At 31.8% G+C, this 24,666-nt stretch carries 19 protein-coding genes; 9 read left to right on the top strand and 10 right to left on the bottom strand.

Going from position 1 to position 24,666, the window contains the following annotated elements:
• Positions 1-5: 5 nt before the first annotated feature.
• The 5 genes from ung to Spiro2_RS02760 all read left to right on the top strand — a co-directional run bounded on the left by ung (position 6) and on the right by Spiro2_RS02760 (position 4,949).
• Positions 6-704 carry a uracil-DNA glycosylase gene (gene ung / locus Spiro2_RS02780; protein ID WP_338636867.1) on the top strand — a complete coding sequence of 233 codons (699 nt, stop codon included), beginning with the start codon at positions 6-8 and terminating at the stop codon, positions 702-704.
• A 20-nt stretch (positions 705-724) separates the two neighbouring features.
• Positions 725-2,443 carry an NAD-dependent malic enzyme gene (locus tag Spiro2_RS02775; protein ID WP_338636865.1) on the top strand — a complete coding sequence of 573 codons (1,719 nt, stop codon included), beginning with the start codon at positions 725-727 and terminating at the stop codon, positions 2,441-2,443.
• A gap of 73 nt (positions 2,444-2,516) precedes the next feature.
• The gene (locus tag Spiro2_RS02770; RefSeq protein WP_338636864.1) at positions 2,517-3,206 is read left to right on the top strand and encodes a hypothetical protein; all 690 of its coding nucleotides are present in this window, start codon (positions 2,517-2,519) and stop codon (positions 3,204-3,206) included.
• Complete coding sequence (locus tag Spiro2_RS02765; protein WP_338636863.1) at positions 3,203-4,156, top strand: bis-aminopropyl spermidine synthase family protein; 954 nt, start codon at positions 3,203-3,205, stop codon at positions 4,154-4,156. The genes Spiro2_RS02770 and Spiro2_RS02765 overlap by 4 nt, the downstream gene beginning before the upstream one ends.
• A gap of 178 nt (positions 4,157-4,334) precedes the next feature.
• Complete coding sequence (locus tag Spiro2_RS02760) at positions 4,335-4,949, top strand: hypothetical protein (RefSeq protein WP_338636862.1); 615 nt, start codon at positions 4,335-4,337, stop codon at positions 4,947-4,949.
• A 10-nt stretch (positions 4,950-4,959) separates the two neighbouring features.
• Here the strand turns inward: Spiro2_RS02760 and Spiro2_RS02755 are convergent, their stop codons facing one another.
• Together Spiro2_RS02755 and Spiro2_RS02750 are read right to left on the bottom strand one after the other, a co-directional pair.
• The gene (locus tag Spiro2_RS02755) at positions 4,960-6,999 is read right to left on the bottom strand and encodes a lytic transglycosylase domain-containing protein (RefSeq protein WP_338636861.1); all 2,040 of its coding nucleotides are present in this window, start codon (positions 6,997-6,999) and stop codon (positions 4,960-4,962) included.
• Between the two features lie 94 nt (positions 7,000-7,093).
• Positions 7,094-8,446: an arginine deiminase family protein gene (locus Spiro2_RS02750; RefSeq protein WP_338636859.1), complete on the bottom strand. Its 1,353-nt coding sequence runs from the start codon at positions 8,444-8,446 to the stop codon at positions 7,094-7,096.
• Positions 8,447-8,525: 79 nt separating this feature from the next.
• Here Spiro2_RS02750 and Spiro2_RS02745 point away from each other — a divergent pair, with 79 nt between their 5' ends.
• Both Spiro2_RS02745 and Spiro2_RS02740 read left to right on the top strand, forming a co-directional pair.
• The gene (locus Spiro2_RS02745; protein WP_338636858.1) at positions 8,526-9,653 is read left to right on the top strand and encodes a saccharopine dehydrogenase family protein; all 1,128 of its coding nucleotides are present in this window, start codon (positions 8,526-8,528) and stop codon (positions 9,651-9,653) included.
• A gap of 53 nt (positions 9,654-9,706) precedes the next feature.
• Positions 9,707-11,161 carry an HAD-IG family 5'-nucleotidase gene (locus Spiro2_RS02740; RefSeq protein WP_338636857.1) on the top strand — a complete coding sequence of 485 codons (1,455 nt, stop codon included), beginning with the start codon at positions 9,707-9,709 and terminating at the stop codon, positions 11,159-11,161.
• 5 nt (positions 11,162-11,166) lie between these two features.
• On the opposite strand, the gene Spiro2_RS02735 is transcribed toward Spiro2_RS02740, so the two are convergent.
• The 7 genes from Spiro2_RS02735 to fabD all read right to left on the bottom strand — a co-directional run bounded on the left by Spiro2_RS02735 (position 11,167) and on the right by fabD (position 20,059).
• On the bottom strand, positions 11,167-12,603 hold the full coding sequence (locus Spiro2_RS02735) for a TolC family protein (RefSeq protein ID WP_338636856.1): 1,437 nt from the start codon (positions 12,601-12,603) through the stop codon (positions 11,167-11,169).
• Positions 12,604-12,801: 198 nt separating this feature from the next.
• Entirely contained in the window at positions 12,802-13,584 is a 783-nt protein-coding gene (locus tag Spiro2_RS02730; protein ID WP_338636855.1) for a flagellar hook-basal body protein, read from the bottom strand.
• A gap of 117 nt (positions 13,585-13,701) precedes the next feature.
• Positions 13,702-16,062 carry a hybrid sensor histidine kinase/response regulator gene (locus Spiro2_RS02725; RefSeq protein WP_338636854.1) on the bottom strand — a complete coding sequence of 787 codons (2,361 nt, stop codon included), beginning with the start codon at positions 16,060-16,062 and terminating at the stop codon, positions 13,702-13,704.
• Between the two features lie 215 nt (positions 16,063-16,277).
• Positions 16,278-17,534, bottom strand: a complete 1,257-nt coding sequence (locus tag Spiro2_RS02720) for a multidrug effflux MFS transporter (RefSeq protein ID WP_338636853.1) — start codon at positions 17,532-17,534, stop codon at positions 16,278-16,280.
• A 30-nt stretch (positions 17,535-17,564) separates the two neighbouring features.
• Positions 17,565-18,263, bottom strand: coding sequence for a dihydrofolate reductase family protein (locus Spiro2_RS02715; protein WP_338636852.1), 699 nt, complete (start codon positions 18,261-18,263; stop codon positions 17,565-17,567).
• Entirely contained in the window at positions 18,253-19,092 is an 840-nt protein-coding gene (gene map / locus Spiro2_RS02710) for a type I methionyl aminopeptidase (protein ID WP_338636851.1), read from the bottom strand. Before map ends, Spiro2_RS02715 begins: the two co-directional genes overlap by 11 nt.
• A 19-nt stretch (positions 19,093-19,111) precedes the next feature.
• Positions 19,112-20,059, bottom strand: coding sequence for an ACP S-malonyltransferase (fabD, locus tag Spiro2_RS02705; RefSeq protein ID WP_338636850.1), 948 nt, complete (start codon positions 20,057-20,059; stop codon positions 19,112-19,114).
• Positions 20,060-20,291: 232 nt separating this feature from the next.
• On the opposite strand from fabD, the gene ffh reads away from it, so the two are divergent.
• Positions 20,292-21,899, top strand: coding sequence for a signal recognition particle protein (gene ffh / locus Spiro2_RS02700; protein ID WP_338636849.1), 1,608 nt, complete (start codon positions 20,292-20,294; stop codon positions 21,897-21,899).
• A gap of 28 nt (positions 21,900-21,927) precedes the next feature.
• Positions 21,928-23,463: a tRNA (N6-isopentenyl adenosine(37)-C2)-methylthiotransferase MiaB gene (miaB, locus tag Spiro2_RS02695; protein ID WP_338636848.1), complete on the top strand. Its 1,536-nt coding sequence runs from the start codon at positions 21,928-21,930 to the stop codon at positions 23,461-23,463.
• Here miaB and Spiro2_RS02690 read toward each other — a convergent pair.
• Entirely contained in the window at positions 23,443-24,651 is a 1,209-nt protein-coding gene (locus Spiro2_RS02690; RefSeq protein ID WP_338636846.1) for a multidrug effflux MFS transporter, read from the bottom strand. The genes miaB and Spiro2_RS02690 overlap by 21 nt on opposite strands.
• Positions 24,652-24,666 lie beyond the last annotated feature (15 nt).

Below are 24,666 nucleotides of genomic sequence, written 5' to 3'. Positions count from 1 at the left end.
AAAGAGTGAGTCAAACTGAAATTCATCAAAATAAAGACTTGCATTTCCTTGCTGAGGGATGGAAACCTTTACTCCAAAATGAGTTTTCTAAGCCATATCTTGAGCAAATACGCCAACATCTCAAACAAGAAATTCATCAAGGCTATCAGTTTTTTCCTCATAAAGATAAAATATTTAGAGCACTAAAAATGGTGGATTACAACAATGTCCGCGTTGTCATTATTGGACAAGATCCTTATCATGGCAAAGGACAAGCCAATGGTCTTTCTTTTGCTGTTGAAAATGGTGTTGCAATTCCTCCTTCACTTAACAATATTTTTAAAGAAATAGAAGAGAACTGCGGCAAACGCCCAAGTAGCACAAACTTAGAAAACTGGGCTAATCAAGGAGTACTTTTATTAAATACGGTATTAACTGTTAGAGAAAATGCCGCATTCTCTCATCGCAATAAGGGATGGGAAATTTTTACTGACAAAATTATTGCTCTTTTGAATGAAAAAAAGAAGCCCATTATTTTTTTACTATGGGGAGCTGCGGCACAATCTAAAGCAATTATGATTAGCAATCCGAATCATATTATTTTAAAAGCAGCACATCCTTCTCCTTTATCAGCTCATAGAGGTTTTTTGGGATGCAAACATTTTTCAAAGGTAAACGAAATTTTAAGAGCACAAAACGAACTAGAAATTGATTGGACATTGTAAAAAGTTATTTGGAGCAACAGATGTTTAAAGAAAAACGAGATACTTTTGATAATAAAAAATTTTACGAAGTTAGTCTTCAGGGCAAACAACTTCTTTTAAATTCATTTTTAAATAAAGATACCGCATTTACCCTTGAAGAACGCAAAGAATTAAAACTCGAAGGTTTAATTCCAAATGTTGTTGAAACTTTAGATGAACAGGTTGTCCGTGTTTATGGTCAATATCTAAAAAAAGATACAGACATTGAAAGAAATATTTTTTTAACACAACTTTACGATCGCAATGAAACGTTATTTTTTCGCCTTCTGCAAGAGCATCTTGTTGAAATGGTACCAGTATTTTATACACCTACCGTTGGCGATGTGGTGCAACAGTTTAACCAAAACTTCAGAAGACCAAGAGGACTATTTATCTCATATCCTCAAATGTCTCAAATCGACGAAATACTCGAAAACTTGCCAGAAGGCTATGACATTAAAGCAGTTTGCGTAACAGATTCCGAGGCAATATTAGGAATTGGAGATCAAGGGGTTGGAGGAATTGTGATCTCTATTGCTAAGCTTGCCATGTACACTTTATGTGCTGGATTTCATCCAACAAAAGTTCTTCCAATCGTTCTTGATGTCGGCACTAATAATAAAGAATTTCTCCAAAACCCATTATATTTAGGGTGGAGACACGAAAGAATTCGTGGCGAACAGTATGACGATTTTATCGATGCATTTGTCACAGCCTTACGCAAAAAATTTCCTAATATTTATTTACATTGGGAAGACTTTGGAAGACAAACCGCGCGAAAAAATTTAGATCGTTATAATGATCAAATGTGCACATTCAATGACGATATGCAAGGGACCGCAGCCGTTACCTTGGGAGCAATCTTAGCTGGATTAAAAGTTAATGGCACAAAAATGAGCGAACAACGGGTTGTCATTCATGGAGCAGGAACAGCGGGATGCTGTATTGCCGATCAAATTATTGCCGCAATGGTTGCCGATGGCCTAAGTGAAGAAGACGCTTACTCAAGAATGTTTTTAATTGATAAAGACGGATTGCTTCATTCAAACATGGATCATTTAGAATATTTTCAAAAAAAATATGCGCAACCCGTCGAAATTTATAACAACTGGGATCGCGTAAAAGGAAAAGTCATTCAGCTTTATGATGTTGTAAAAAACATAAAACCAACAATTCTTATTGGAACCTCTACGCAAACTGGAGCATTTAACGAAGAAATTGTTAAAATGATGGCATCATATTGTGAAAGACCAATTATATTTCCTTTATCTAATCCAACCTCACGATCCGAAGCAATTCCAGCTAATTTAATTGAATGGACTGATGGAAAAGTTTTGGTTGCTACAGGCAGTCCATTTCCAGAAGTGCGTTACAAAGGCAAGGTATATCCTATTGGTCAATGTAATAATGCTTTTGTATTCCCTGGCCTTGGATTAGGCGTTGTTGCTGCAAAGGCAACTCGAGTCAATAACGAAATGCTTGTCGCTTGCGCTAAGGTAATTAGCGAATGTGCACAAGTTAACAAAGATCCAACCCTTTCGTTGCTGCCTTCTCTAACAGATATTACTCATGTTTCTTATAAAATTGCTTTTGCAACAGCTAAAGCAGCACAACTTACAGGAGTCGCTCCCACAACTTCTGATCAAGAAATCCATAACAGTATTCATGAAAACACTTGGAAAACGAGTTACGTAAAATACGTTTTTAAAGAAAACATTTAAAAATTTTAAGTTAAATTTGGGTTTGTCTATAGAGAGTGTTATTATATTAAATAACACTCTCTATAGGTTTTTAATGGAATATGAAATAATTTTATATTTATTTTTATCTGCAATGGTTGGTGGTATTATCTCATCAGCGCCTCCAGGTCTACTTAATGTTTCAATGATTGTTTTTTATCTAAAAAATGAAAAAATTAAATTATTTTTTTTTCAATTAGGCATTATTATCGCAGATACAATTTGTTGCATAATAATTTACCTTATTGTTAAAGAAACACTGCAGCTTAGTTTACTTTCGGATTACAAAGATTTATTTATTACCTTAGCAAACGTAATTTTTATTTTATTATTAATATATATAGGCACAAAATACATCCTTAACAATAAAAATGATAAACTTATACATCAAGTCAAAACATCAAATAACCATAAAAGTAAATATGTAAGCACATTTTTTGAAGGAGTAGTTGGAACATTGACGATACCAGGTTTAATTCCCTTCTGGTATCTTTGGTGGATGGGACAAGACTATTTAAAAGAAAACTTATTATTTATAGAAATCATCGCAATTGCGATAGGAGTTGGATTTGGTGATTGGATAGTGTTTAAATTATACCGATACTTTGCAAACCATATAGGCAAAAAAATGACACAAAATTCCATTAGTAAAATTGAAAAATATATGGGTTACACATTAATTATGATTGCAATTATATTTTCTATAAAGTTTATAATTACCTATTATCTAGGATTAACTGCATGAAAATAAAAGAAATTTTTCATAAAATTTTATGCTCAACTTTAAGTATTTTTTTTAGAAGCAAAACTGTTAAACATATTTTAAAATTAAATAGTAAAGAAAAAATGCTTTTTTTAAGAAAAATAATTGATGAAAACATTAAATATCATAAATCTGAAAATAATGAATTAATAATAAAAAAACCATCCTTAAAATTTGTAGAACATTATAATCAACTTCCATGCACTGTGGAAACTCGTAAAAAAAGAGCAGATCTTTTAGAAAAAAATGGTTATAGAGATAAAGAAATATTGCTAATGGGTGATGATGATTTACTATGTGTTGAACTCGCTTCACGAAAGTTTAAGTACATTACAGTACTAGATTGTGATAAATCTTTATTAAATAAATTAAAAATATTAACTCATGATGCAAAATTTCCGATTACATTTTTACACATTGATTTATATCAAGGCCTTCCAAATTATTTAAGTAAATTATTTTCTGTAATTTGTTTTGATCCACCTCAAAACTATTATGATTTAAAAATTTTTTTAGATTGTGCCTTAAAAGCTGTAAAACATAAAAATTCTTCTATTTATATGATGATGAATGCAAATGCAATGGGAGAAATTTTCACTATTAGAATTTTAAATTATTTAGATGTATTTGGCTTTAAAAATACTCAAAAATTTGAATATTTTAATTGCTATCCTCTTAATCGAGGACAATCCTGGTTGCTAAATCTAATGTCTTATTTTACTCATAATTATCATGAAAGAAAAAAAGGATTTAAATGTTTATATTATTTTACAGATTGTTTAGAATTTAAATCAATGACTCAAATTAATGATAAGGTCAATAAATTAGAAGAAAGTCAGAGCAATAATCAACCTTCTAGTCATCTTTCATATCCAGAATATCCAGTTGCTTTTTTTATACCTTTTAACAAGCATCACAATAAAAAAATTTAAAAAAACACTTAAACCTTTAATGTGTTTTTACAATAAATTTTAAAAATTATATTTAAAATAAAAATTTGATATAAATGTACTTATATGCTATTAAATAGTTTAATGACCTTCTTGTTCTAATTTTAATTATAAAGAATTTAATTTTAATATTACAAATTTGACGAAAGGAGTAATAAGTATGAAGTATTTTAGACTGAGTGTTTTTTTGTTTTTGATTTCAAATTTATGCTTTGCCACTACAAGTGATACATATGTTTGCAATGAAAATACAATCAATGAACTGATGATAGAGGGAAACGCTAATTTTAATAAATGCCATTCAACATCTAATATAATTATTAATGGAAATATTGTATCTAATAATTCTAATTTCAAAGATAATCTTGTAATTTTAGGAAGAAGCAATCTTTTAAATTCTACTGTCTTTAATGGTAATTTTTATGGTCAACTTATCGCAAAATTTGTAAGATTTTCAAATTTATATGTTACAGAAAACGCCTTTATTCACGAAGTAGTTATTAATAAATACACACAAGTTTTTGGAAATTTATTTGCAGATAATAGCATATTTTATGATAATACTGAAATTTTTGGTCTTAATAATACAATAAAAAATTCTATAATAAATAAAAATATAATATTAAAAGAAAATTTAAATAACTCTAATCAACAGACCCTAACATTAGAGAATACAGTTGTAGCTGGAAATATAATTATTGAAAACAAAAATTCAAAAATAAATATAACAAAAAACTCATCAATCAAAGGAGAAATCATCAATAACTTTCAGTAATAAATTATTATTACTTAATCTCTTTTTCTAAAGAAATTGCTTTAATTTTCTTATCTTTATAGTTAAAATTTTTGTTTGGAGTATTTTTTAGATTGCTCGAGTTTTTATTATCATATTGATTTGTACTAATATTTGATACTGATTTCCCAAAAATAAAAATTTTATCTAATAATTCTTTTTGTCGTAATTTTATATCTGCATTTGATGCATGATTAACGAGAGCTTTAACTCTCTCTGATTTCCATTTTGCATTTAAGCTTTGAGCAATCACTTTTTTTGATAATACATCGTCTTTTTCAGAAATAATTCTTGTATACCAATAGTAGTTTCTTAAAATTAAGGACACATAGCTTCGCGTTTCTTTAAAAGGCATATAATCACAAAAAAGCATAATATTATCGCTACTCACTCTTTCTCGCCATTTATCTACATTTGAAGCTCCCGCGTTATAGGCTGCAAGTGCATACTCAGTTTTTCCATTGTACTTTCTTAACAAGATATTAAGATATTTAGTACCAATCTCTAAATTTTTATCAGCATCAAACAAATGGCGTGGAGATGTTTTTCTTTTTATTGTTTTTGCAGTTGTTGGTAAAACCTGCATCAAACCTCTAGCGTTGGCAGTTGATTGGGCATGAGTATCAAAAGCACTCTCTTGACGAACAAGTGATAATACAAAAATTGGATCAATCTCTTTTGAGTGATTTGCAATTTCTCTTAAATAAGGCTTAGGAAAATGAAACGATAAAAGTGTTTTACTAACAGGAAAATTTTTATAATATTTACTATATCTACCCAACATAAAAATTGAGTATCTATAATTTTTCATACTATTTTGCGCTAAAATCCAGTAAAGAATTAATTTTGGATTTGTGATTGTAGATGTTCTCCCTACAAAATTTGCCCATTCTTTTGCAGCAGATACTTGTTTTTTTGCCCGTAGTAAATCAAAAACAAATGCTTCTAAATTATTTTCGTTCCAAACATTAGAATCTCTGGACTGCAATTCAATATCTTTATCTGGAACCAAGTTATCTAATGGATCAATTCCTAATTGCTGGGAAGCAACTATGGCTGCTAGAGAAATTGGATTTTCTTTTAATAATCTTTGCCAATATGGATTTTCTTTTAAATTATTTTTAGATTTATGATGAATTGTGCCTAACCAAAAAAGACTTCTGGAACTTTCTCCTGGATCTTTATCTAGTAAAGCATCTTCTAGTGATTCTTTTGCAATCTCAGGTTGCCCTGAAATTAAACGTAATAACCCAACCCTTAAATGAAGTTTTTCACTTGGTTCAACATTTGCAGACAAACATTTTTTCATTTTATTATATATTTTATCAATGAATGAATAAATCTCTTTATCAGGTAAAAATGGTTCTAATCTGATAATTAATGCTGCATTTGCATTACTATAATCGCAATCAGATGCAACTTCTAGCGCTTCTGCAGAAATTTTTTTAGCTTTACTAATGCTTGGAGGATCTAATTGATAAAATGCATCATTAAACGAAAGTCCCTCAAAGTTTTTCCATTCTGCCCTTTGTTTATTAGATAAAAATTTTATAATTGGCGGAGATGCTGCAGATAATTTAGACGCATTCGCTAAAGTTTCATTATTTCTTTTTTCTAACCACCATGCAGCACAGGTAAGAGTTTCTTCATTTAAGGGAAATTGATTTTTAAATCCAGCAATTAAATTTTCGCAATTTTTTGCAATTTGAATTCGATCTTTAGATGGTAACGATCTTGAAATCCAATCTGTTAAAACACGTGCACTTTCATTATAAAGCTTAATATTTTGAAAATTAGCTTCATCTATAAGTTGTTTTTCTGTTGGAGGAGAATAATCTTTTAAGTTTGAAATATAGTTAATTTCGCTACGTTTTACTTTTGAAAGTAAACTTTTTTGCTCTGGGAGATTTAATTCTAACTTACTAGAAGCAACATCATTGTTACTTGAGCAAGAATTAAATAAAAATGAAGATGGTAATAAAATATATGAAGCGATGAACAAAGTACTTGTATATCGAAACGCTCCTCGCATGCTTATTATTCCCCTCTTCGTTACTTAATGTATCGTCACCTTTAATTATGACTTGAGGCAAGAGCAAATGCAAAGGGGCATATTGTTGCAAAATTTATACTGGATCTCGCAAAACAGGGCAGGTCATGCACCGCGGCCCTCCACCTCCACGAGATAATTCACTTCCCTCAACAGTAACAACCAATGGTGAGTGACTTTGCAGCAGTGTTGGGTGCTTGATAACATCTTTTGCAGACACAATTTTAAACCCAGCTGACTCGCAAGCCCGAAGCGTGTGCTCATGAATGTAGCTAATGACTTTTCCAGGAGCAAACGCAAATAAATTGGCTCCACTATTCCATTGTTCACGCTGTTGATACAACGGATCATCTCCACCACAAGGAATAGGATCCATTCGCACCCCGACACTTCTCAAGCCTAAAATAAGATCTTCAACCTCTTTAAATTTTTTATCTCCATCTGGTTTAACACGAATACGAACAACACGAGCTCGCTCTCTACCTAATACATAAGGAGGGTAAACAATTGCTTGTTCATTATTTACAACAGTAAAAATCATATCAAGATGAATTGTGCTTCGATTTTTTGGTAAAATAACACAGAGTAAATTAAAAGGTTCTTCTTTAGCTTCTTCAGCTCGTGCTTTGATTAATTGATTAACAAGAGTATCAATTGCTTTTGGAGTTGTTCTCTCACTGATTCCTACCAATAAAAGATCTTTATTGATAACAAGAATATCTCCGCCTTCTATTGTAAATTCAGGATCATTTTGCTCATTTAACGCATCAAGTAACAAACCATATCCTTGCAAATTTGGATGGTAATCATAAATAGTGCGCATTATAAGTGATTCGGCATACCGCACTGAACTTGCCATTTTTGATGTAATCACTCGATTTCCCACTACCATGCTTGTATCGCGCATAAAATACATATTTGGTAACGGAACAAGAGAAAAATTCTTTGAAGACAACCAAGTTTCCAGTGTGTTCCGTTTTAATGGCACACCCGTTAATAAAGCTTGTGCCAAATCTGCAGAAGGTAATGATTCGAGTTCTAATTTATACTCTATACAATTTTGATATCTTAAAATCTTGTCGAGTAACTGCTCTCTTGCTATAGGAATGTCTAATATTTCTTCTAGACAATCTGTTACCTCTAACACATTGCTTACCAAACTTAAAACAGATTTTAACTGCGCGTGCCCTGCAACAACATTTTTATAATAAATAATATCATTATACAAAAGCTCTGGAGCATTTTTTGGAGTCATGAGTTCAACTTCATGTCCTGGAGAGTGTAAAAAAACTTTTCTTAAATACCCAATTTCTGAATTAACTCCAATTTCTGTTTGTGAATTCTTAATAAGTTCTGCTTTTTTTTCTTCAGTTAAAGAGTTCCAATAACAAAAATGGCTCGTTTTTTGTACTCTTTGATCTTCTTTCACAATAAAACTCCTTGACCAATTTAATTCCTAGTGAGAAAAACATACTTACTGTTAACATAGATCGCATGGATCTAATCAAATGGCAATTCAATATTTATTAAGAGGTACAAAGATGTCGGCAAAAAAAAATGTAGCCGTTTTTGGCGCAGGAAAAATTGGAAAACTTGTTGTAAGCATGCTTTCAGAATGCGAAGAATACCAAATTACAGTTTTTGATTCTAATATAGATACCGCTAAATCTGCTACCATATTAAAATATCCTCATAAAAATGTTAGTTATGATACCGCTAATTTTATGTCTTCTAAAGAAATAGAAAAAGCATTAAAAGAAAAAGACTACGTATTGAGCTGCGCTCCGTTTTTTTGCAATAAAGATATAGCAGAAGCAGCAAGAAAATTAAAAGTAAATTACTTAGATTTAACAGAAGATGTTAAAACAACTTCTATCATCAAAGAACTATCCAAAAACGCTCCTTGCACATTTATTCCACAGTGTGGCTTAGCTCCTGGTTTTATTACAATTGCAGCAAAACATCTTACTGAACAATTTGATTCTGTCCATACTGTAAAAATGCGAGTAGGAGCTCTTCCAATTTATCCTCATAATAGTTTAAAATACAATTTAACCTGGAGTACTGATGGTCTAATTAACGAATATTGTAACCCTTGTGAAGTTATTAATAATGGTAAACTAGAACTGACTCCCGCTTTAGAAGGTAAAGAACTTTTTAATTTAGATGGGGAAGAATATGAAGCCTTCAATACATCTGGAGGACTTGGGACTCTTGCCGAAACTCTCGCTGGTAAAGTCAAATTTATGGACTATAAATCTATACGTTATCCAGGACATAGAAAAATAATTCACACTTTACTGCACGATTTAAAGTTTATTGATGATAGAGAAAACTTTAAAAAAATTCTTGAAAGATCTCTGCCGCATACTACACAAGATGTTGTCATTATTTTTGTTACAGTCACAGGTGAAAAAAATAATAAACTGAGTCAACTCAGCTACGCTAAAAAAATATATAATGCCGAAATAAGGGGAGAACACTGGGGAGCTATCCAAATTACCACAGCCTCTGGTATTTGCGCAGTTGTTGATCTTCATGCTCATGGGCAGTTACCGAGTGCTGGATTTGTTCGCCAAGAAGATATTTCTTATGATAAATTTATTGGAAATCGATTCGGAAAATATTATGCATGATAAAGTCACCTCTCTGACTTAATGGTGACCGAAGTGCACTAAGAGGAGAGATGATGATATCTGCACAAAAAAATATTATACCCATTAGTGAAAAAATATTTTGTAATCGATCTCTCAATATGAGTTCAATTAAAGCAATTGGCTTTGATATGGATTATACTCTTGCTCTTTACAAGCCAGAAACTTTTGAAAAACTTGCCTACGACGAAACATTAAAAAAACTTGTTGAGATCAAATATCCAGAAGAAATTTTAAAATGGCGATTTGATCCACATTATATGATAAGAGGACTTGTTATTGATAAAATTCGTGGCAACGTTCTAAAAATGGATCGACATAGATATGTAAAACTTGCGTATCATGGCTTTAGAGAATTAAATAGAGAAGAAAGAAGAAAATTATATGATGTTGAAAATGTAATTAATTATGATGAACCTAATTTTGCCCTGATAGATACTTTATTTTCTCTCGCCGAAGCGTTTTTATTTTTACAACTTGTAGACTTTAAAAATAAAAAAAATAACCTAAATGATAAAAGCTATTGCGAGATTTATCAAGACATTAGAAAATGCATCGATCTATGTCATAGAGATGGAAGTATAAAAAATAAAGTTAGCGAAAATCCAAGTAAATATATTTCTAAAGACAAAAATTTAGTTCCTGTATTAAAACAATTAAAATCTTCTGGTAGAAAATTATTTATAGCAACAAATAGTCTTTGGGATTATACAAATATTGTAATGAGTTACTTATACTCTACCGATAATAAAAAATTTGAATGGCTTAGTTTATTTGATTTAGTGATAACAGGTTCACAAAAACCTTCTTTTTTTACTGTAAAAAATCAAATTTATGAAGTTGATCTTGAATCAAGTTATTTAAAAAATATTGATATTCTTAATTTCGAAAAAAATATTACAAAACCGATACCAAAAGTATTTCAAGGTGGCCATTTTAAACTTTTATATAACATACTAGGTATTAAAACTGGGTCAGAAATATTATATATTGGAGATCATATTTATGGTGACATTTTAAGAAGCAAGAAAGAAATTGGATGGCGAACTATGCTTGTTATTGAAGAGCTAGAAAAAGAAATCAATACAACGCAAAATCTAAAAAAACAATATAAAATATGCGACATATTAAACAAAAAAAGAAATTTATTAGAAAAAAAACTAGAAATTTTACACATTCAAGAAAAAAATAAAAATTTACAAAAACAAAAAACCAAGACAGAGCAACTTGAAAAAATAATAACAAAAACTAACCAAAATTTATTAATAATTAAAGAAAAAGAAAAAAAAGAAATTAAAAAATATCATTTAGAATTACACCCAATATGGGGCGAACTTATGAAAACAGGACGACAAAACTCTCGTTTTGCGACACAAGTAGAAACATATGCCTGTCTTTATACAAGTAAATTAACAAATCTTATTCATTACAGACCTAACAAAAATTTTAGAGCTGTTCGTGACTTTATGCCTCACGATCTCGAAGATTAAATTATTTAATTTAATGTAGTAAGTCTTTTTCCTAAACTTTTTTGAAAAGAAATCCATGCCAAATCAAGAGCCCCTTTTGAATTGGCCAAATTAGCTCTTGCTGTTGTTTGTGCGTTAGCCGAAGAAATAAGGTCTGTTGCAGTAACTTGGCCATTGTCAAAACGAGCTTTCATTTGCAAATAAACATCTTGTGCATATTGCACAGATAATTTTGCAGAATCTAATACTTGAATAGCATTTTGCAATTGTAAATAATTATTTGTGATATCAATTCTGACATTTAAATTTAAATTTTCTAAGACGTATTTGGCTTTTTGCTCTGCTGCTACCGTACTATTAATTTGAGATTGACGAATTCCCCAATCCCAAATAACCCAAGAAAATTGAACTCCATAAGAAAAAGTATCTTGAATATCTTTTGCAGAATAAATTACACTATTAACACTAATATCTTTAGAACTAAAATTTCTAGAGTACGTTGCAACAAAATTTAATGAAGGCAAATAAGTACTATACTTTTGTTGTTTTCCATAATTTGCAGCAAGAACATTTTCTTTTGCAGCAAGAACATCATGGCGCTGGGCTAAAGCTTGTTCTAGTATACTTTCAAGACTCGGAATTGCGGGTAATTTTGTTTCCCAAACAGATTGTTCACTATTATTTAAAACAATTGAATTATAATTTCTTATACCAATGGCTTCTGCTAAGGTCATAAGAGTAATTTTATATGTTGTTTGAGCTTGAATATAACTCGTTTTAGAGTTTTCTACCTCTAGCTTAAACTTTAATAAATCAGCATGTGTTAATTTTCCGGCTTGATATTGGGCGTTGCCATCACTCAATTGCTTTTCAGCCACTTCCACAGATGACTTTGCGGTTTTTAAAAGTTGGTTTGCTTTTTGAGCATTAATAAATGCTTGGGCACCACTAAACCTAGCCTCAATTTTACTTTGTGCTTTATTTTGTAATGATGCCCTTGAGAGAGCAGATGCTTGTTGTAATGCTTGTAGTGAAGAATAGAGCCCGATAATAGGCTGAGAAAGAGAAATTGAACCAAGCATTGAGGTTTTATCGGGCAAACCAGCTTGCGTTCCTACCGTTGTCCCAATGAGTTTGTTAACAGAATCACTATTTATAGTATACGAAGCATTAGAAGATATAGTAGGAAACAAACTCCGAAAGGCCGAATTTTCTTGAGACTCAACAATTAAAAAATCTTGTTCTGCAATTTTTGCAGTAAAAGAATAGTCTTCAGCTAAATTCATCGCTGCTTCAAGTGTTAAAGGATTTCCTTGAATAATTGCATTAAATTCTTTATTGCCATCTGTTTTCAAAGTTTGAGGATTTGATAAATTTTGTTGTGGATTCGAATTTAATGAAAACAAAAATGATGCCAAGCTAAGAGCGGTTTTAAATAAATGTATTGAATTCAAATTTTTCATTATAACCTTCCAAAAGTTAAATCAATAAGTAATCTTCTTCTATATTAAATAAAAAAAATATTCAAGTAAGTGCATTTCGGTTAAACTATGTTCATAAGATAACATATAATGTTTAATTATAATTAATTTTTATACTATTTTTATAAACATATTGCAATTTTAAATAATTATACGCTTATTATATTAAGCAAAGGATTTTTACTGAACTTCTGAAATTTTATTAGCATTTTGCATAGTATCATCATGTGACTTTACAGTTTTCTGCAAAGCTTCATAGTTTCGATGCGCAATAATCATATTGGTTAAATTTCTCATGGGATTGACATTACTTCCCTCTAAATATCCTTCAGTTACCTCACCTTCAGGTTTTTTTAAATTTTCAGGCGCACCATTATGAATCCATAAATTTTCTCCCAATCGCTCGAGCAAAGTAGTGTCTTGAAAAGCGACAACTTTCAATTTATCAATAAATTTTTTTCCAATGTAAATTTCTCCAGTCGCTAAAATACTGAAGTTCTTTGCTTCGAGACCACTGATTGCCCCATTTTCTCCTTGTACAACAGCTCCTGTTTTGGTAATTAAAACTCCATCATTACTAATGCTAAAGGCACCATCTCTGGTAAAACGCTCGCCAAAAGGTGTCATCACTTCAAAAAAACCGTCACCTTGTATTGCCACGTCCAATGAGTTGCCTGTTTTGATCATTGGCCCTTGAGTATGTGCTGTTTTGATTTCGCTCAAAGTAACATAAGACATTTCATTGCCCTTTAAAGGCCATAATTCTTGCATGTTAATTTTAAATGGCGCAGGTGGATGCGGTGTCGCATAACTCGGCCAAGGATTTGCTTCTTGTTCTTGAAATGCAATTTCATCTTCTTTAAATGCTGTTGTATTTGTATTTGCTAAATTATTAGAAATTATTTCCATAACTCTTTCTTGCAAAACTCCACCAGACAAAGGTGCATAAACATTTTTGAGCATAATATTTTCCTATCATAAATAACTATATATGAAATAATTATACTATTTAATTTTTAGCTAGTAATGAAAAATTTACATTATTGTAATAAAAACATATAGAAAATAATTGCCGAACTATTAAGACAAAGTTGAGCCATTATTAGGAAACATAGAATTTAATTTAGATAAAGAATAGACTTGTTTTGCAATTACGCCATCAAATTGTTTATGATCATTTTGATTTAATGAAGCATTAGTAGAAATAATAATTGGATTTTTATAATTAAATTTTCTAATAGAATCAGTAAAACTCATTTGAGAAACATTTAAAGCACTCTTATCATAATAATAGTCAACTATTATAAATGCTACTTTATTCAAAAACTCTGGATTATCTATAAAATATTTTAATGCTGCATCAGGATGAAAAAAACATTTAATCTGTGCATCGTAAACCGAAACAGACCAAAACTTATGATAATCATATTCATCATCTATAATAATAATAAAATCATGATTGTCAGAAGATTGTAATACAATCTCGGAAGACAAAAATCTTTCATTACATTCTGGATTAAAATATGAATAAATAAATTTAAGAAATTGAAATCTTGACATGGGTTTTGCTATAAAAAAGTCAGAATTAACTTCAAGAGATTTTTCTAAATCACATTTTAAAAATCTATTTGTATGAATACAAATTTTTGAATTATTTCCTTCTTCTCTTAATTTCTTAACAAAATCAAAACCATTTAAATCTTTTATACCTAAATCAATATCACAAATAATAAATTCAGGATTAAAATTTTTAACGCCATTATAGGCGCTCCAAAAATCTTTAAAAGGCAATATTTCAAAATAATTACTAAGAAAATTTGAAGAAATTAATGTTGAAAAATTCTTAATATAGGTTTCATCATCTTCAAGAATAAGTATTTGAAATTTTTTTGAGTTAGATTTACTATTTAATAAAGATAAAATTTTTTCTTCAATCAAATTTGATCTTTTTTCATATTCAACTTGAGAGTTATTATAAATTGAATCAAAATTTTTTACAAAAAAACTCGCTTCAACAGGAAACTCTATTGAGTCATTAATGTCTTCTTTTAACTTTGTTGGCTGAGGAAGTTGTATATAAAATTTTACACCTTTTGTTACAGAAGATGTATAAAATATTTTTCCTCTATGCTGTTCGATAATTTCTTTGGCTATACCCAAACCTAGACCAGTGCCTCTTTGTTTACCTTGTGTAAAAAATAGATCAAATATTTTATCACCTGAATTTTCATCTATATACGAATTAGTATTAGAAATACATAATTCAAAATAAAAAATACTATCATTCACAAATTCTCTTGTTACAAAACTCATCTCACCAATACCTTGCATTGCTTCAATAGCGTTGGTAATAATATTTGACAAAACTCGTTCCATTTTATGTATATCAACACAAATCATAAACTTATGATTAAATTTATAATAAAGAGATATTTCAACTTTTTTTTGCACCTCAAAACTATTCTTAATAACAGAATATAAAAGTTGATAAAAATTTGTATCAACCAAATGCGGTGATTCTTCTGTTCTAAAATGCAATAAATCAGAAAGCATATTTTCTACGCCCAAAATATCTTTTTCAATAGATTTACCAGTTTCTAAAATATACTGTCTAATTTCTTCGTAGCTCGATAAGCGCAACATAACATGCAATGAATTTTTAATATGTGCAAAAGGATGTCTCAAATCATGAGCTAGTTTTTGAATTGTACTTGAAACAGCTCGCATCATTTCCATTTGTTTTAGTTGATTTTGCGCTTCTTTGAGTTCAACATACACTTTATTAAAGTTTTTATAGATAATATCTAATTCGTGATATGTAATAAATTTATTATAATTTTCTTTACTTAATGAGATTTCCTTTAAGTTTTCAGAAAGCTTCATAATTGGCACAAACATTTTTTCATAGTTTTTTTTGCTTTGATTTTTAACAAAAATAAAAATTAAAGTCCAAAACAAAACAATCATTAAAAAAATTAAAAAAATTAAAAAATAATTAACTTTTTGAATTACAACAATGGAATTATCATTAATAGCAAGATTATCATCAATTGGTAATACTGTAATAAATAAAAAATTACCTTTATAAATTTTAAAATAAAGTTTACTCGAAACATTTATATTAAGTGATGGTGGAGGAGTATCTCCGTTTAAAACAAGTATATTATTATTAACTAAAGAATATATATAAATAGAAGAAAAATAATTACTTTTTTGAATTGATGACAACATTTTTTTTGCAAAAAAAACATCGCCAACTGAAAGTGATGAGTTAATTTCGGGAATATATCCATTTAATAATTTTTGAGTTCTTCTAAAATAAATATCATACAAAACAAGTAGTAATATTGTTGAAAGTATTATACAAGCAATGCTTGCAAATAAAAATCCATTTCTTGCCGAACGACTTGAAATTTCTTCTGCAATTGGTTTGAGATTCAATTTAACTTTCCTATTATTATGAATAATAATTAAATTTTATTAAAATACCCCTGCACAAAATATACAGTGTTTGTAGTTTTATAATAATATACACTATATATTTCAAGTTTTTTAATCAATTTTTTAATTAGTTATAAAATTTTTAAAAAGATTTATTCTCTATTTTAATTTTTTTTTGAATTAATAATTTCCATTAGAATACTAGAGCAGAAATTTTATTCCATAATTATATCAGATGATTGTTTTTCTTTATAAACTTTTAAAAAGTAACAAATTGTAAATACTGATATAACAATAACAATTATTCCTAAAGGAAGAAGAGTCGCTCCTTCTATGAACCCAATTAATGCAGTTCCAAATCCTGCCGCTGTTAATTGCAAGGAACCTAACATACCAGTTACCATCCCCGAATTATTTGGATACAACGAAATAGCATTTGCTGACGAAAGTGGCATTAATAACCCATTACCAATTGTAATAATAAACACAGGAATCATAAGTGCAAGCATATGCTCCCACTGCACTAAAAACATCAAAACAAGAAAAACACCTCCTATAAAATTTAAGCTCAAACCGTAAAATATAATTTGCAAACTCGTTTTGTAGAGTGAAAGTCTTGATCCAATTAAAGAAGCTAACATATAAGGAAATGACGCTGCGCAAAGTGCATAACCTACAGTCTCAGGAGAATAACCAAACTTTTTTAACAAAAATGGCGAAGCAGCAACAAAAGTAAAATACGTTGCATTTGATGCCATCATAAACAATGCAAAACCAAAAAACTTTTTATTTAACAAAACATTTAAAAGTAATTTTAAATTAAATGAAGATGCTGATTGTTTTTTTTGGGTAGAATTTTTTGGAATAATTGGACTGATAAGAAGTAAAACTATAAATAAGCCATATCCTGCAAGAATTAAAAAATTTGTTTGCCAATTAAAAAAAACTTCAATATAACCCCCCAAAACAGGTGCAATCGCTGGAGAAAATGCAACAAGCGGAATTGTAATAGAAAGAATTTGACTCATCTCTTTAAAGTCAAACAGATCGGCAACAATAGCTTGGCCCACAGACATTCCTGCACAGGCTCCAACAGCTTGCAGTATCCTAAAAAACATAAGCTCATAAATACTATTCGATTGATAACAACCAATTGAAGCAAGAATAAAAATAGTAACAAAGACAAATAGTGTTTTCTTTCTGCCAAACCGATCAGAAATACTTCCAGAAAAAATTTGGAAAATAGCCATTGTCACCAAAAAAACTGTCATTGTATTTTGTGCTAGTGATGCCTTAACATGATAGTAATCTGCAATTGCAGGAAGAGAGGGCAAATAGATATCTGATGCGACAAAACCTATTGCACAAAAGATCGTAATACTAAACACAAAGAAAAATTTATGGATTTTTCCTAGTTTTAATTTTTTTTTATTGTACGAATCGTCACAAACACTTGAGGTTGAAAATTTCATATAACATTTTCTTTCAAACTAAATAAACTGTTAGCGTACCACATAATCAATAAAAACAAAATTATCTGATTGTTCCACTTTTTTACATTGTAACTTTTTAGTCAATAATTTTGGAGCATAAACCAATGCTGGTGCTTCAGTAAAGCCACACATAACAGGACTAATTGTTAGCAATAATTCAGAAACAAGATTTTTTTCCCAAAACAATGCATTTAATTTTCCGCCACCAAGTAGCGCTATTTTATTAGATTTTTTAATTTTTAAATGATTTAGAAGTCCTTTAAGATTTCCAACATAATAAGTGATATCGCCAAAACTTTCTTGTTTGTGCTGCACTTCTAAAAAAGGAATCTCATCATCACAGTCTGAGTTTGACGTATTAAAAAAAATACTTTTTCTAATTTTTTTTTGATACCAAAAATCATTTTGAAAAGACACATTTCCTGAACGAGTAAATAATATCCATTCTGGTTCGTCTTGCTGACTTTTTCTCAAATCAGATACGTAAAAAGCACCCTTTTCACAAGCCATACTTCTTGCCCCTAAAAAAACCACATCACACTGCGCAACAGCACGACGAAGTCTTTCAAAGTCTTTGGTACACGTATAACCCAATAGATTTCTTTCTTGAGTTGACTCCGCTTCATGACTTGCAATTTTACCGTCAACAGAACACGCCATAACATTAATAATGTAACTATCACGAAAAGTTTGTAAATTATCTATCATTGACTTTACCATTTAATTCTGGCCACAAAATTATAGCGCCCAGTTCTTTTGCACGAATCGCAATAGGATCGTCTTCTAGAGCCGTTAATATCTCAACACCATCGCCAACTATTGCAATAGTATGTTCAAATTGAGCAGACGGTTTGCCATCAGCTGTTTTTGATGTCCACCCATCCTTCATCATTTTCATTCGCCAATCGCCAGCATTGATCATAGGCTCAATTGTAAAAACCATTCCTCTTACAATTTTTAATCCCATACCAGGTCGACCATAATGTGGGACTTGCAGATCGGGTTCATGAAACACTTTACCAATCCCGTGGCCGACAAAATCGCGAACAACACCGCATCCTTCTTTTTCTGCAAACCCCTGAATTGCCCAACCAACATCACCAAGCCGATTTCCATGTTTTGCCGCAGCAATTCCTCTTGCTAAGCTCTCTGCTGCAACTTCTGTCACCTTTACACTTTCGTTAGAAATATGTTGTCCAACATAAAACGTTCTTGAACAATCACCAAAATAGCCATCTAACGTGACTGTCACATCGACGTTAATGATATCCCCTTCTTTAAGAATTTCTTTTTCACTAGGAATACCGTGACAAATAACATCATTGATACTTGTACAAACCGATTTGGGATAACCTTTGTAATTTAAAGGACTTGGATATGCTCCATGAGAAACAATAAACTCATGAACCGCTTGGTTTATCTGTTCTGTAGAAATTCCTGGTTTAATGAGCTCTCCTGCATGCCGCAAGGTTCGTGCTGCAAGCCGTCCCGCTTCTCTCATTTTTGCAATATCTTCTTGTGATTTTAATTTTGGCACGAGTTTTCAATCTCCTGGTTTATTTTGATAATATATCAAACACTGCATGAACCGCCGATAGTTCATGAGTGCCTAAACAATTTGACGATTCAATTGTTTTTTTAGCAAGCCCCTGCAGTACTTTGCCAGGTCCAATTTCAACCCAGGTTGCACTAGGAAAACTTTCTGAAATTTTTATTAATGATTGTGTCCATAAAACTGCACTTGCAATTTGTTTTACCAAAATATTTTTGGAATAGGAGGCTCCAGTATGAATTTGAGCGTCAACATTTGCAACTATTTTTCCAGAATAAGCATGATTCATAGAAATCGTTTCTAAAAATTTTTCCATTTCTTTCGCTGCAGGTTGCATCAATGAAGAATGAAACGGCGCACTCACTGGCAATAACTTTGCTTTACCAAGTTTTTTTTCAGCAATCAGGGCACACGCGTTTTCTACAGCATTTTTATGCCCACTTAACACAAGTTGTCCTGGAGAGTTAAAATTAACAACTTCAACAACCTCTTTGGAATTGGTTAGTGATTTGCAAAGCTCAAAAACATGTTCTCCACTATTTCCAAGGTACGCGGCCATTGCTCCTACACCTACTGGAACAGCTCTTTGCATTGCTTGCCCTCTAAAATGCACCGCTTTTACAGCATCCGAAAACGATAACGCACCCAATGCGACCATTGCCGAGTACTCTCCTAAGCTATGCCCTGCAACACAATTTAATTTAAAATGCCCCTTTGCTTGAAGCAATCGACTGATTGCTGTACTCAGAGTTAGAATCGCAGGCTGAGTGAACTCTGTAAGATTCAAGCGATTTTCTTGATCTTCAAAACAAAGTTTCTCCAAACTAAAACCCAAGGTATCCGAAGCCTCTTCAAAGGTGCGCTTTACTTCAGAATATTGTTGAAAAATTTCTTTTCCCATGCCGACAAACTGGCTACCCTGACCAGGAAACAAAAATACAATCTCTGCCATACCCTATCTCCTTTACATTCTGATGTAACAGATTACTCATTTTCACTAGCAAAGTATTAGATACGACTCCAGCGCTTCTATGCTTCTTAACAAAGTTAAGAAAAAATGCTTGCATGCTGTTCTATGCTGGATTTGAGCATTTCACCAGAGTTCGTTTTATGCATTGACCAATAGCTCTTTTGAGAGGTATACAAACTCGTTTGTGGTCGTTTTTTTGCGGAAAGGTTACATTATGTTTAATTTAGTCACTCAAGGATTTAAAGACGCAGCTCTCAAACTTAAAGGACAAGCACGTCTTACTGATGATAACATCGCTCCTGCGCTCGACGAAATTAAAAAGTCTTTACTCGATGCTGACGTCGATCTCAAAGTTACAAAACAGTTTCTTGAAAATATTAAACAAAAAGCTCTTAATGACGTTGTGACCTTGCAGTCCAAATCGGGACAAAAAGTTTCTGCAAGCGACCACTTTGTAAAGATTTGTCACGATGAACTCGTTGAGTTTTTGGGTGGTAATCAAGCAGAAATCGTCAAAAATACCAAAGGCCCAACAGTTATTTTACTTGTTGGTTTACAAGGCGCGGGAAAAACAACCCATGCTGCAAAACTTGCAAAACTGCTTGCAGAAAAAGAAAAAATGCGCCCTCTGCTTGTGGCTGCAGACGTTTACCGTCCCGCTGCACGCGAGCAATTAAAGGTTCTTGGCAACAAAATCAACGTTCCTGTGTTTACCCTTGATACCAACAATGCCGTAGAAATTGCCCAAAAGGGAATTGAATTTGCACGTTCTGAATGGCTTGACTTGGTGATTATCGATACTGCCGGTCGTTTAGCGATTGATAACGAATTGATGCAAGAATTAGAATCAATCAAATCAGCAGTCCTGCCGCAAAATATCTTGCTTGTTATCGATTCTATGATTGGTCAAGATGCCGTTAGAACAGCTTCTGTTTTTGACATGCGACTCAATTTATCAGGTGTTTTATTAACAAAACTTGATGGTGACACTCGGGGTGGTGCTGCACTTTCCGTAAAAAAAGTAACTGGAAAAAATATCGTTTTTGTTGGTACTGGAGAGTCACTCGATAAACTCGAGGAATTTAGACCAGAAGGCATGGCGAGCCGCATTTTAGGCATGGGCGATGTTGTTGGACTAATGGAAGATTTCACCAAGGCCGTTGATAAAGAAAATATTGAAAAAAGTGCTTCGCGCATGATGCAAGGTCATTTTGATTTTAATGACTTTTTGGAAATGATGGGAACCATTAGTAAAATGGGGCCAATTAAAGACATTTTAGCAAAAACCCCGCTTGCAGGCCAAATTTCAACGCAAGATCTGAATAAGGTGAATGATAAAGATATCACACGCAAAGCAGCAATTGTGCAATCAATGACTAAAAAAGAACGAGAAAACCCTGACTTACTGCTAATTCAAAAATCTCAATCAGCACGCAGCAGAATTTCTCGAATTGCTAAAGGGTCTGCGCATTTAGATAAAGACGTCAAAGATCTCGTGGATCAATTTATGCAAATGCGCCAAATGATGCAAATGATGAGCGGCTTAGGTTTAGGTGGAGGCGGTGGTGGCCTTATGTCGAAAATACCTGGCTTAGGACAGCTCAACCAAATGGCAAAAATGGCTAAGATGGCAAAAATGATGGGCGGAGGCGGTGGCGGCCTTGGCGGAATGGGTGGCCTAGCAAATATGTTTGGAGGAAATATGCCCTCAATGCCAAACGCTGCAGGAGGGGCTCCATTGAGTAGCGCCGATCTCGCAGAGATCAACCGTATGAAAAAAAGAAAAAAAGAAGAAAAACTTAAAAAACAAAAAAAGCGTTAATAGTTTTTTAGCTAATAGGAATTTGTCCATGTTCGGTATAAATAAATCAATGATTATGAGTTCAACCCCAGTTAGTTCTCCTCAAGAGCTTTTTGCAAAATATATGCCCAAACCTCAAGTTGAATATCCAAACGTGGACGCTAAAAATTCTGTTTACTTAAAAAAGGTTTATATTCAAACTTGGGGCTGCCAAATGAATGTGGCCGATTCCGAACGAATGCTTGGATTGCTTGGCAGACTCAATTACCGTCCCACAGAAGATCCAAATGAAGCCGATTTTATTCTTTTAAATACCTGCCATATTCGAGAAAAAGCACGTCATAAAGTCGTGAGTCGCCTCGGCGAATTAAAGCCGTTAAAGGAGACAAACCCAAACCTCATTATTGCCGTTTCGGGGTGCGTTGCTCAAGCAGAATCTCAATCACTCGCTAAAGAGGTTCCATACCTTGACTTGATTTTTGGTTCCGATCAAATTGAAGATCTCCCTCAATTATTAGAAAAAGTTATTGAAAAATCGGAACAAGATCGTAACTCTATGGAACAGTTTACCACTCAAAAGCATGTTCCTTTTGTTTCAACACAATTTGATAATAAAGAACAACAATACTCTATTCCAATTGATGTTGTCCCTCCATATTATGACGAAAATAAAAGCGAAGTCACTCGTTTCGTTAATATTATTAAAGGTTGTAACAATTTTTGTACATTTTGTGTTGTTCCTTATACCCGAGGCCGCGAAAAAAGCCGCTCTGAACCAGAAATTATTCAAGAAATTAATTATCTCGTTGATAAGGGCGTTAAAGAAATTATATTACTAGGACAAAACGTAAACTCCTACGGACTCGACTTAATAGGAGCCCAAGATGTCCATTCATCCCAAGGCAAATTGCCATTTGCCGATCTTTTATACACGGTTAGCAACATTTCTGAAGTAGAACGCATTCGATTTACAACATCAAATCCTCATGACTTTACACCACAACTTGCAAAAGCATTTGCAGATTTACCTAAAGTTACAAATTCTTTTCATCTTGCAGTTCAATCAGGAAGCGATCGCATACTTGATAGGATGAACAGACAATATACACGTGCCGAATATTTTGAACGGGTTAAATGGATACGCGATGTCCGTCCTGATATTGCATTTAGTACAGATATTATTGTCGGTTTTCCTGGCGAAACCGATCAAGATTTTGAAGACACGCTTTCTCTTGTTCAAGAAATGCAATATGCATTTATTTATGCATTTAAATATTCTATTAGAAAAGGCACTCCAGCTACACGTTTTAAAGATCAAGTTCCAGAAGATGTTAAAGACAAACGTCTCCAGGTTTTACTAGAACTTCAAAGAAAAGAAACAGAAAGACAAAACTTTCAAGAAATATCTAAAATTCGTGAAGTTCTCATATTGTATAAAAATAGAAAAGAAGAAAATTCTTGGTATGGCAGAACAAACGAAGGAAGATTAGTAAAAGTTCATTCTCCTCGAAATATTATTGGAATGATTCTTCCAGTAAAAATAATTGATGCAAATTTAACAGCTTTAGTGGGTTGTTTGGTTTGATTTTTTAAATTTTGATGCAAACATTTTTGCCATTGCCAAATACGTTATCAACCCTACAAAACAGTATGCAATGGCAACCTGCATTAAAGATTCTATTTTCATTCCACTTAATAAAATAGAAATAATTCCAGAAAATACATAAGAAATAATTCCATAAGTTGCACTGACAATACCTGCCATATTTTGAAAAGGGGCAAACATCCTTGCAACAAGAAATGGATATAAAAAACCCGAAGCAAAGGCAAAAACAGAAGACGTAAACATTAAAATAAATATTGAATTTGGATAAATATAAGCAGCGATAACCATTAAAACGCCAAGTAACAACAATATCTTGCTCACAAAGCGAATAATTTTTTCTCCTTCAAAAAATTTAATTGCAAAACGTGTTAAAAAGGCACCCAAAATATATATAACACCAACAAATAGAGCCATATAACCAAAAAAAACTTGGCTTTTAGAAAAAACATTTTGAATTAAAAATGGCGCCATTAATGTAAAAATAAATAATCCTAAATTTGTTGTTGCCACAATCAATGTACTACCAAGAAAATCTTTATTTTTTGTAACTTCCAAAGAAGTAACAAAAAAATTTTTAATATTAACTTTTTTATAATTTGGATAGGTTTCTGTAACAAAAAAAGCGGTTAAAAAACAAGAAATAATCCCATATACACATAATGCAAAAAAAGGAGCTCTCCAACCTGCAAAATGATCAAGATACCCACCGACAACTGGAGCCACTATTGGAGCAACACCCCAAATTAATCCAATCCAAGCGCTTGCCTTAACAAGATCGTGACCTTTATATAAATCAACAGAGATTGTTTTTGATAACACCGCAATTGATGCTGCGCCTAATCCCTGAAAAAAACGCGAAATAATCAAAATAAATATATGGTTTGCAAAATAACAAAAAAAACTTGATACAGTAAAAAGTAACAAGCCAAATAATAAAGATTTTTTTCTTCCAATTGAATCTGCTAAAATTCCATAGAAATATTGACCAAGACCAAGTGAAAGTAAATACAATGAAACAGTTAGTTGAACATAACTATCTTTTGTTGCAAGTGATCGTGAAATCTCTGGCAACGAAGGAGAATAAATATCTATTGCACTTTGTGATATAGGAACAAGAAATAAAACAACAATAAAAATAATTTTATGATTAGATGATTTATTGTCCATATAAACACCATTTTA

The organism is Spirobacillus cienkowskii, assembly GCF_037081835.1.
GTDB classification, from domain to species: domain Bacteria; phylum Bdellovibrionota_B; class Oligoflexia; order Silvanigrellales; family Silvanigrellaceae; genus Silvanigrella; species Silvanigrella cienkowskii.
This window is presented reverse-complemented; position numbering and strand designations above follow the sequence as displayed.

Bases quoted from the DNA above. Each gene is read 5' to 3' on its own strand.
- Spiro2_RS02760 (WP_338636862.1), top strand. From the start codon at position 4,335: ATGAAGTATTTTAGACTGAGTGTTTTTTTGTTTTTGATTTCAAATTTA.
- Spiro2_RS02765 (WP_338636863.1), top strand. From the start codon at position 3,203: ATGAAAATAAAAGAAATTTTTCATAAAATTTTATGCTCAACTTTAAGT.
- miaB (WP_338636848.1), top strand. From the start codon at position 21,928: ATGTTCGGTATAAATAAATCAATGATTATGAGTTCAACCCCAGTTAGT.
- Spiro2_RS02755 (WP_338636861.1), bottom strand. From the start codon at position 6,999: ATGCGAGGAGCGTTTCGATATACAAGTACTTTGTTCATCGCTTCATAT.
- Spiro2_RS02775 (WP_338636865.1), top strand. From the start codon at position 725: ATGTTTAAAGAAAAACGAGATACTTTTGATAATAAAAAATTTTACGAA.
- Spiro2_RS02740 (WP_338636857.1), top strand. From the start codon at position 9,707: ATGATATCTGCACAAAAAAATATTATACCCATTAGTGAAAAAATATTT.
- Spiro2_RS02720 (WP_338636853.1), bottom strand. From the start codon at position 17,534: ATGAAATTTTCAACCTCAAGTGTTTGTGACGATTCGTACAATAAAAAA.
- Spiro2_RS02735 (WP_338636856.1), bottom strand. From the start codon at position 12,603: ATGAAAAATTTGAATTCAATACATTTATTTAAAACCGCTCTTAGCTTG.
- ffh (WP_338636849.1), top strand. From the start codon at position 20,292: ATGTTTAATTTAGTCACTCAAGGATTTAAAGACGCAGCTCTCAAACTT.
- fabD (WP_338636850.1), bottom strand. From the start codon at position 20,059: ATGGCAGAGATTGTATTTTTGTTTCCTGGTCAGGGTAGCCAGTTTGTC.
- Spiro2_RS02690 (WP_338636846.1), bottom strand. From the start codon at position 24,651: ATGGACAATAAATCATCTAATCATAAAATTATTTTTATTGTTGTTTTA.
- Spiro2_RS02770 (WP_338636864.1), top strand. From the start codon at position 2,517: ATGGAATATGAAATAATTTTATATTTATTTTTATCTGCAATGGTTGGT.
- Spiro2_RS02715 (WP_338636852.1), bottom strand. From the start codon at position 18,263: ATGATAGATAATTTACAAACTTTTCGTGATAGTTACATTATTAATGTT.
- Spiro2_RS02745 (WP_338636858.1), top strand. From the start codon at position 8,526: ATGGCAATTCAATATTTATTAAGAGGTACAAAGATGTCGGCAAAAAAA.
- Spiro2_RS02730 (WP_338636855.1), bottom strand. From the start codon at position 13,584: ATGCTCAAAAATGTTTATGCACCTTTGTCTGGTGGAGTTTTGCAAGAA.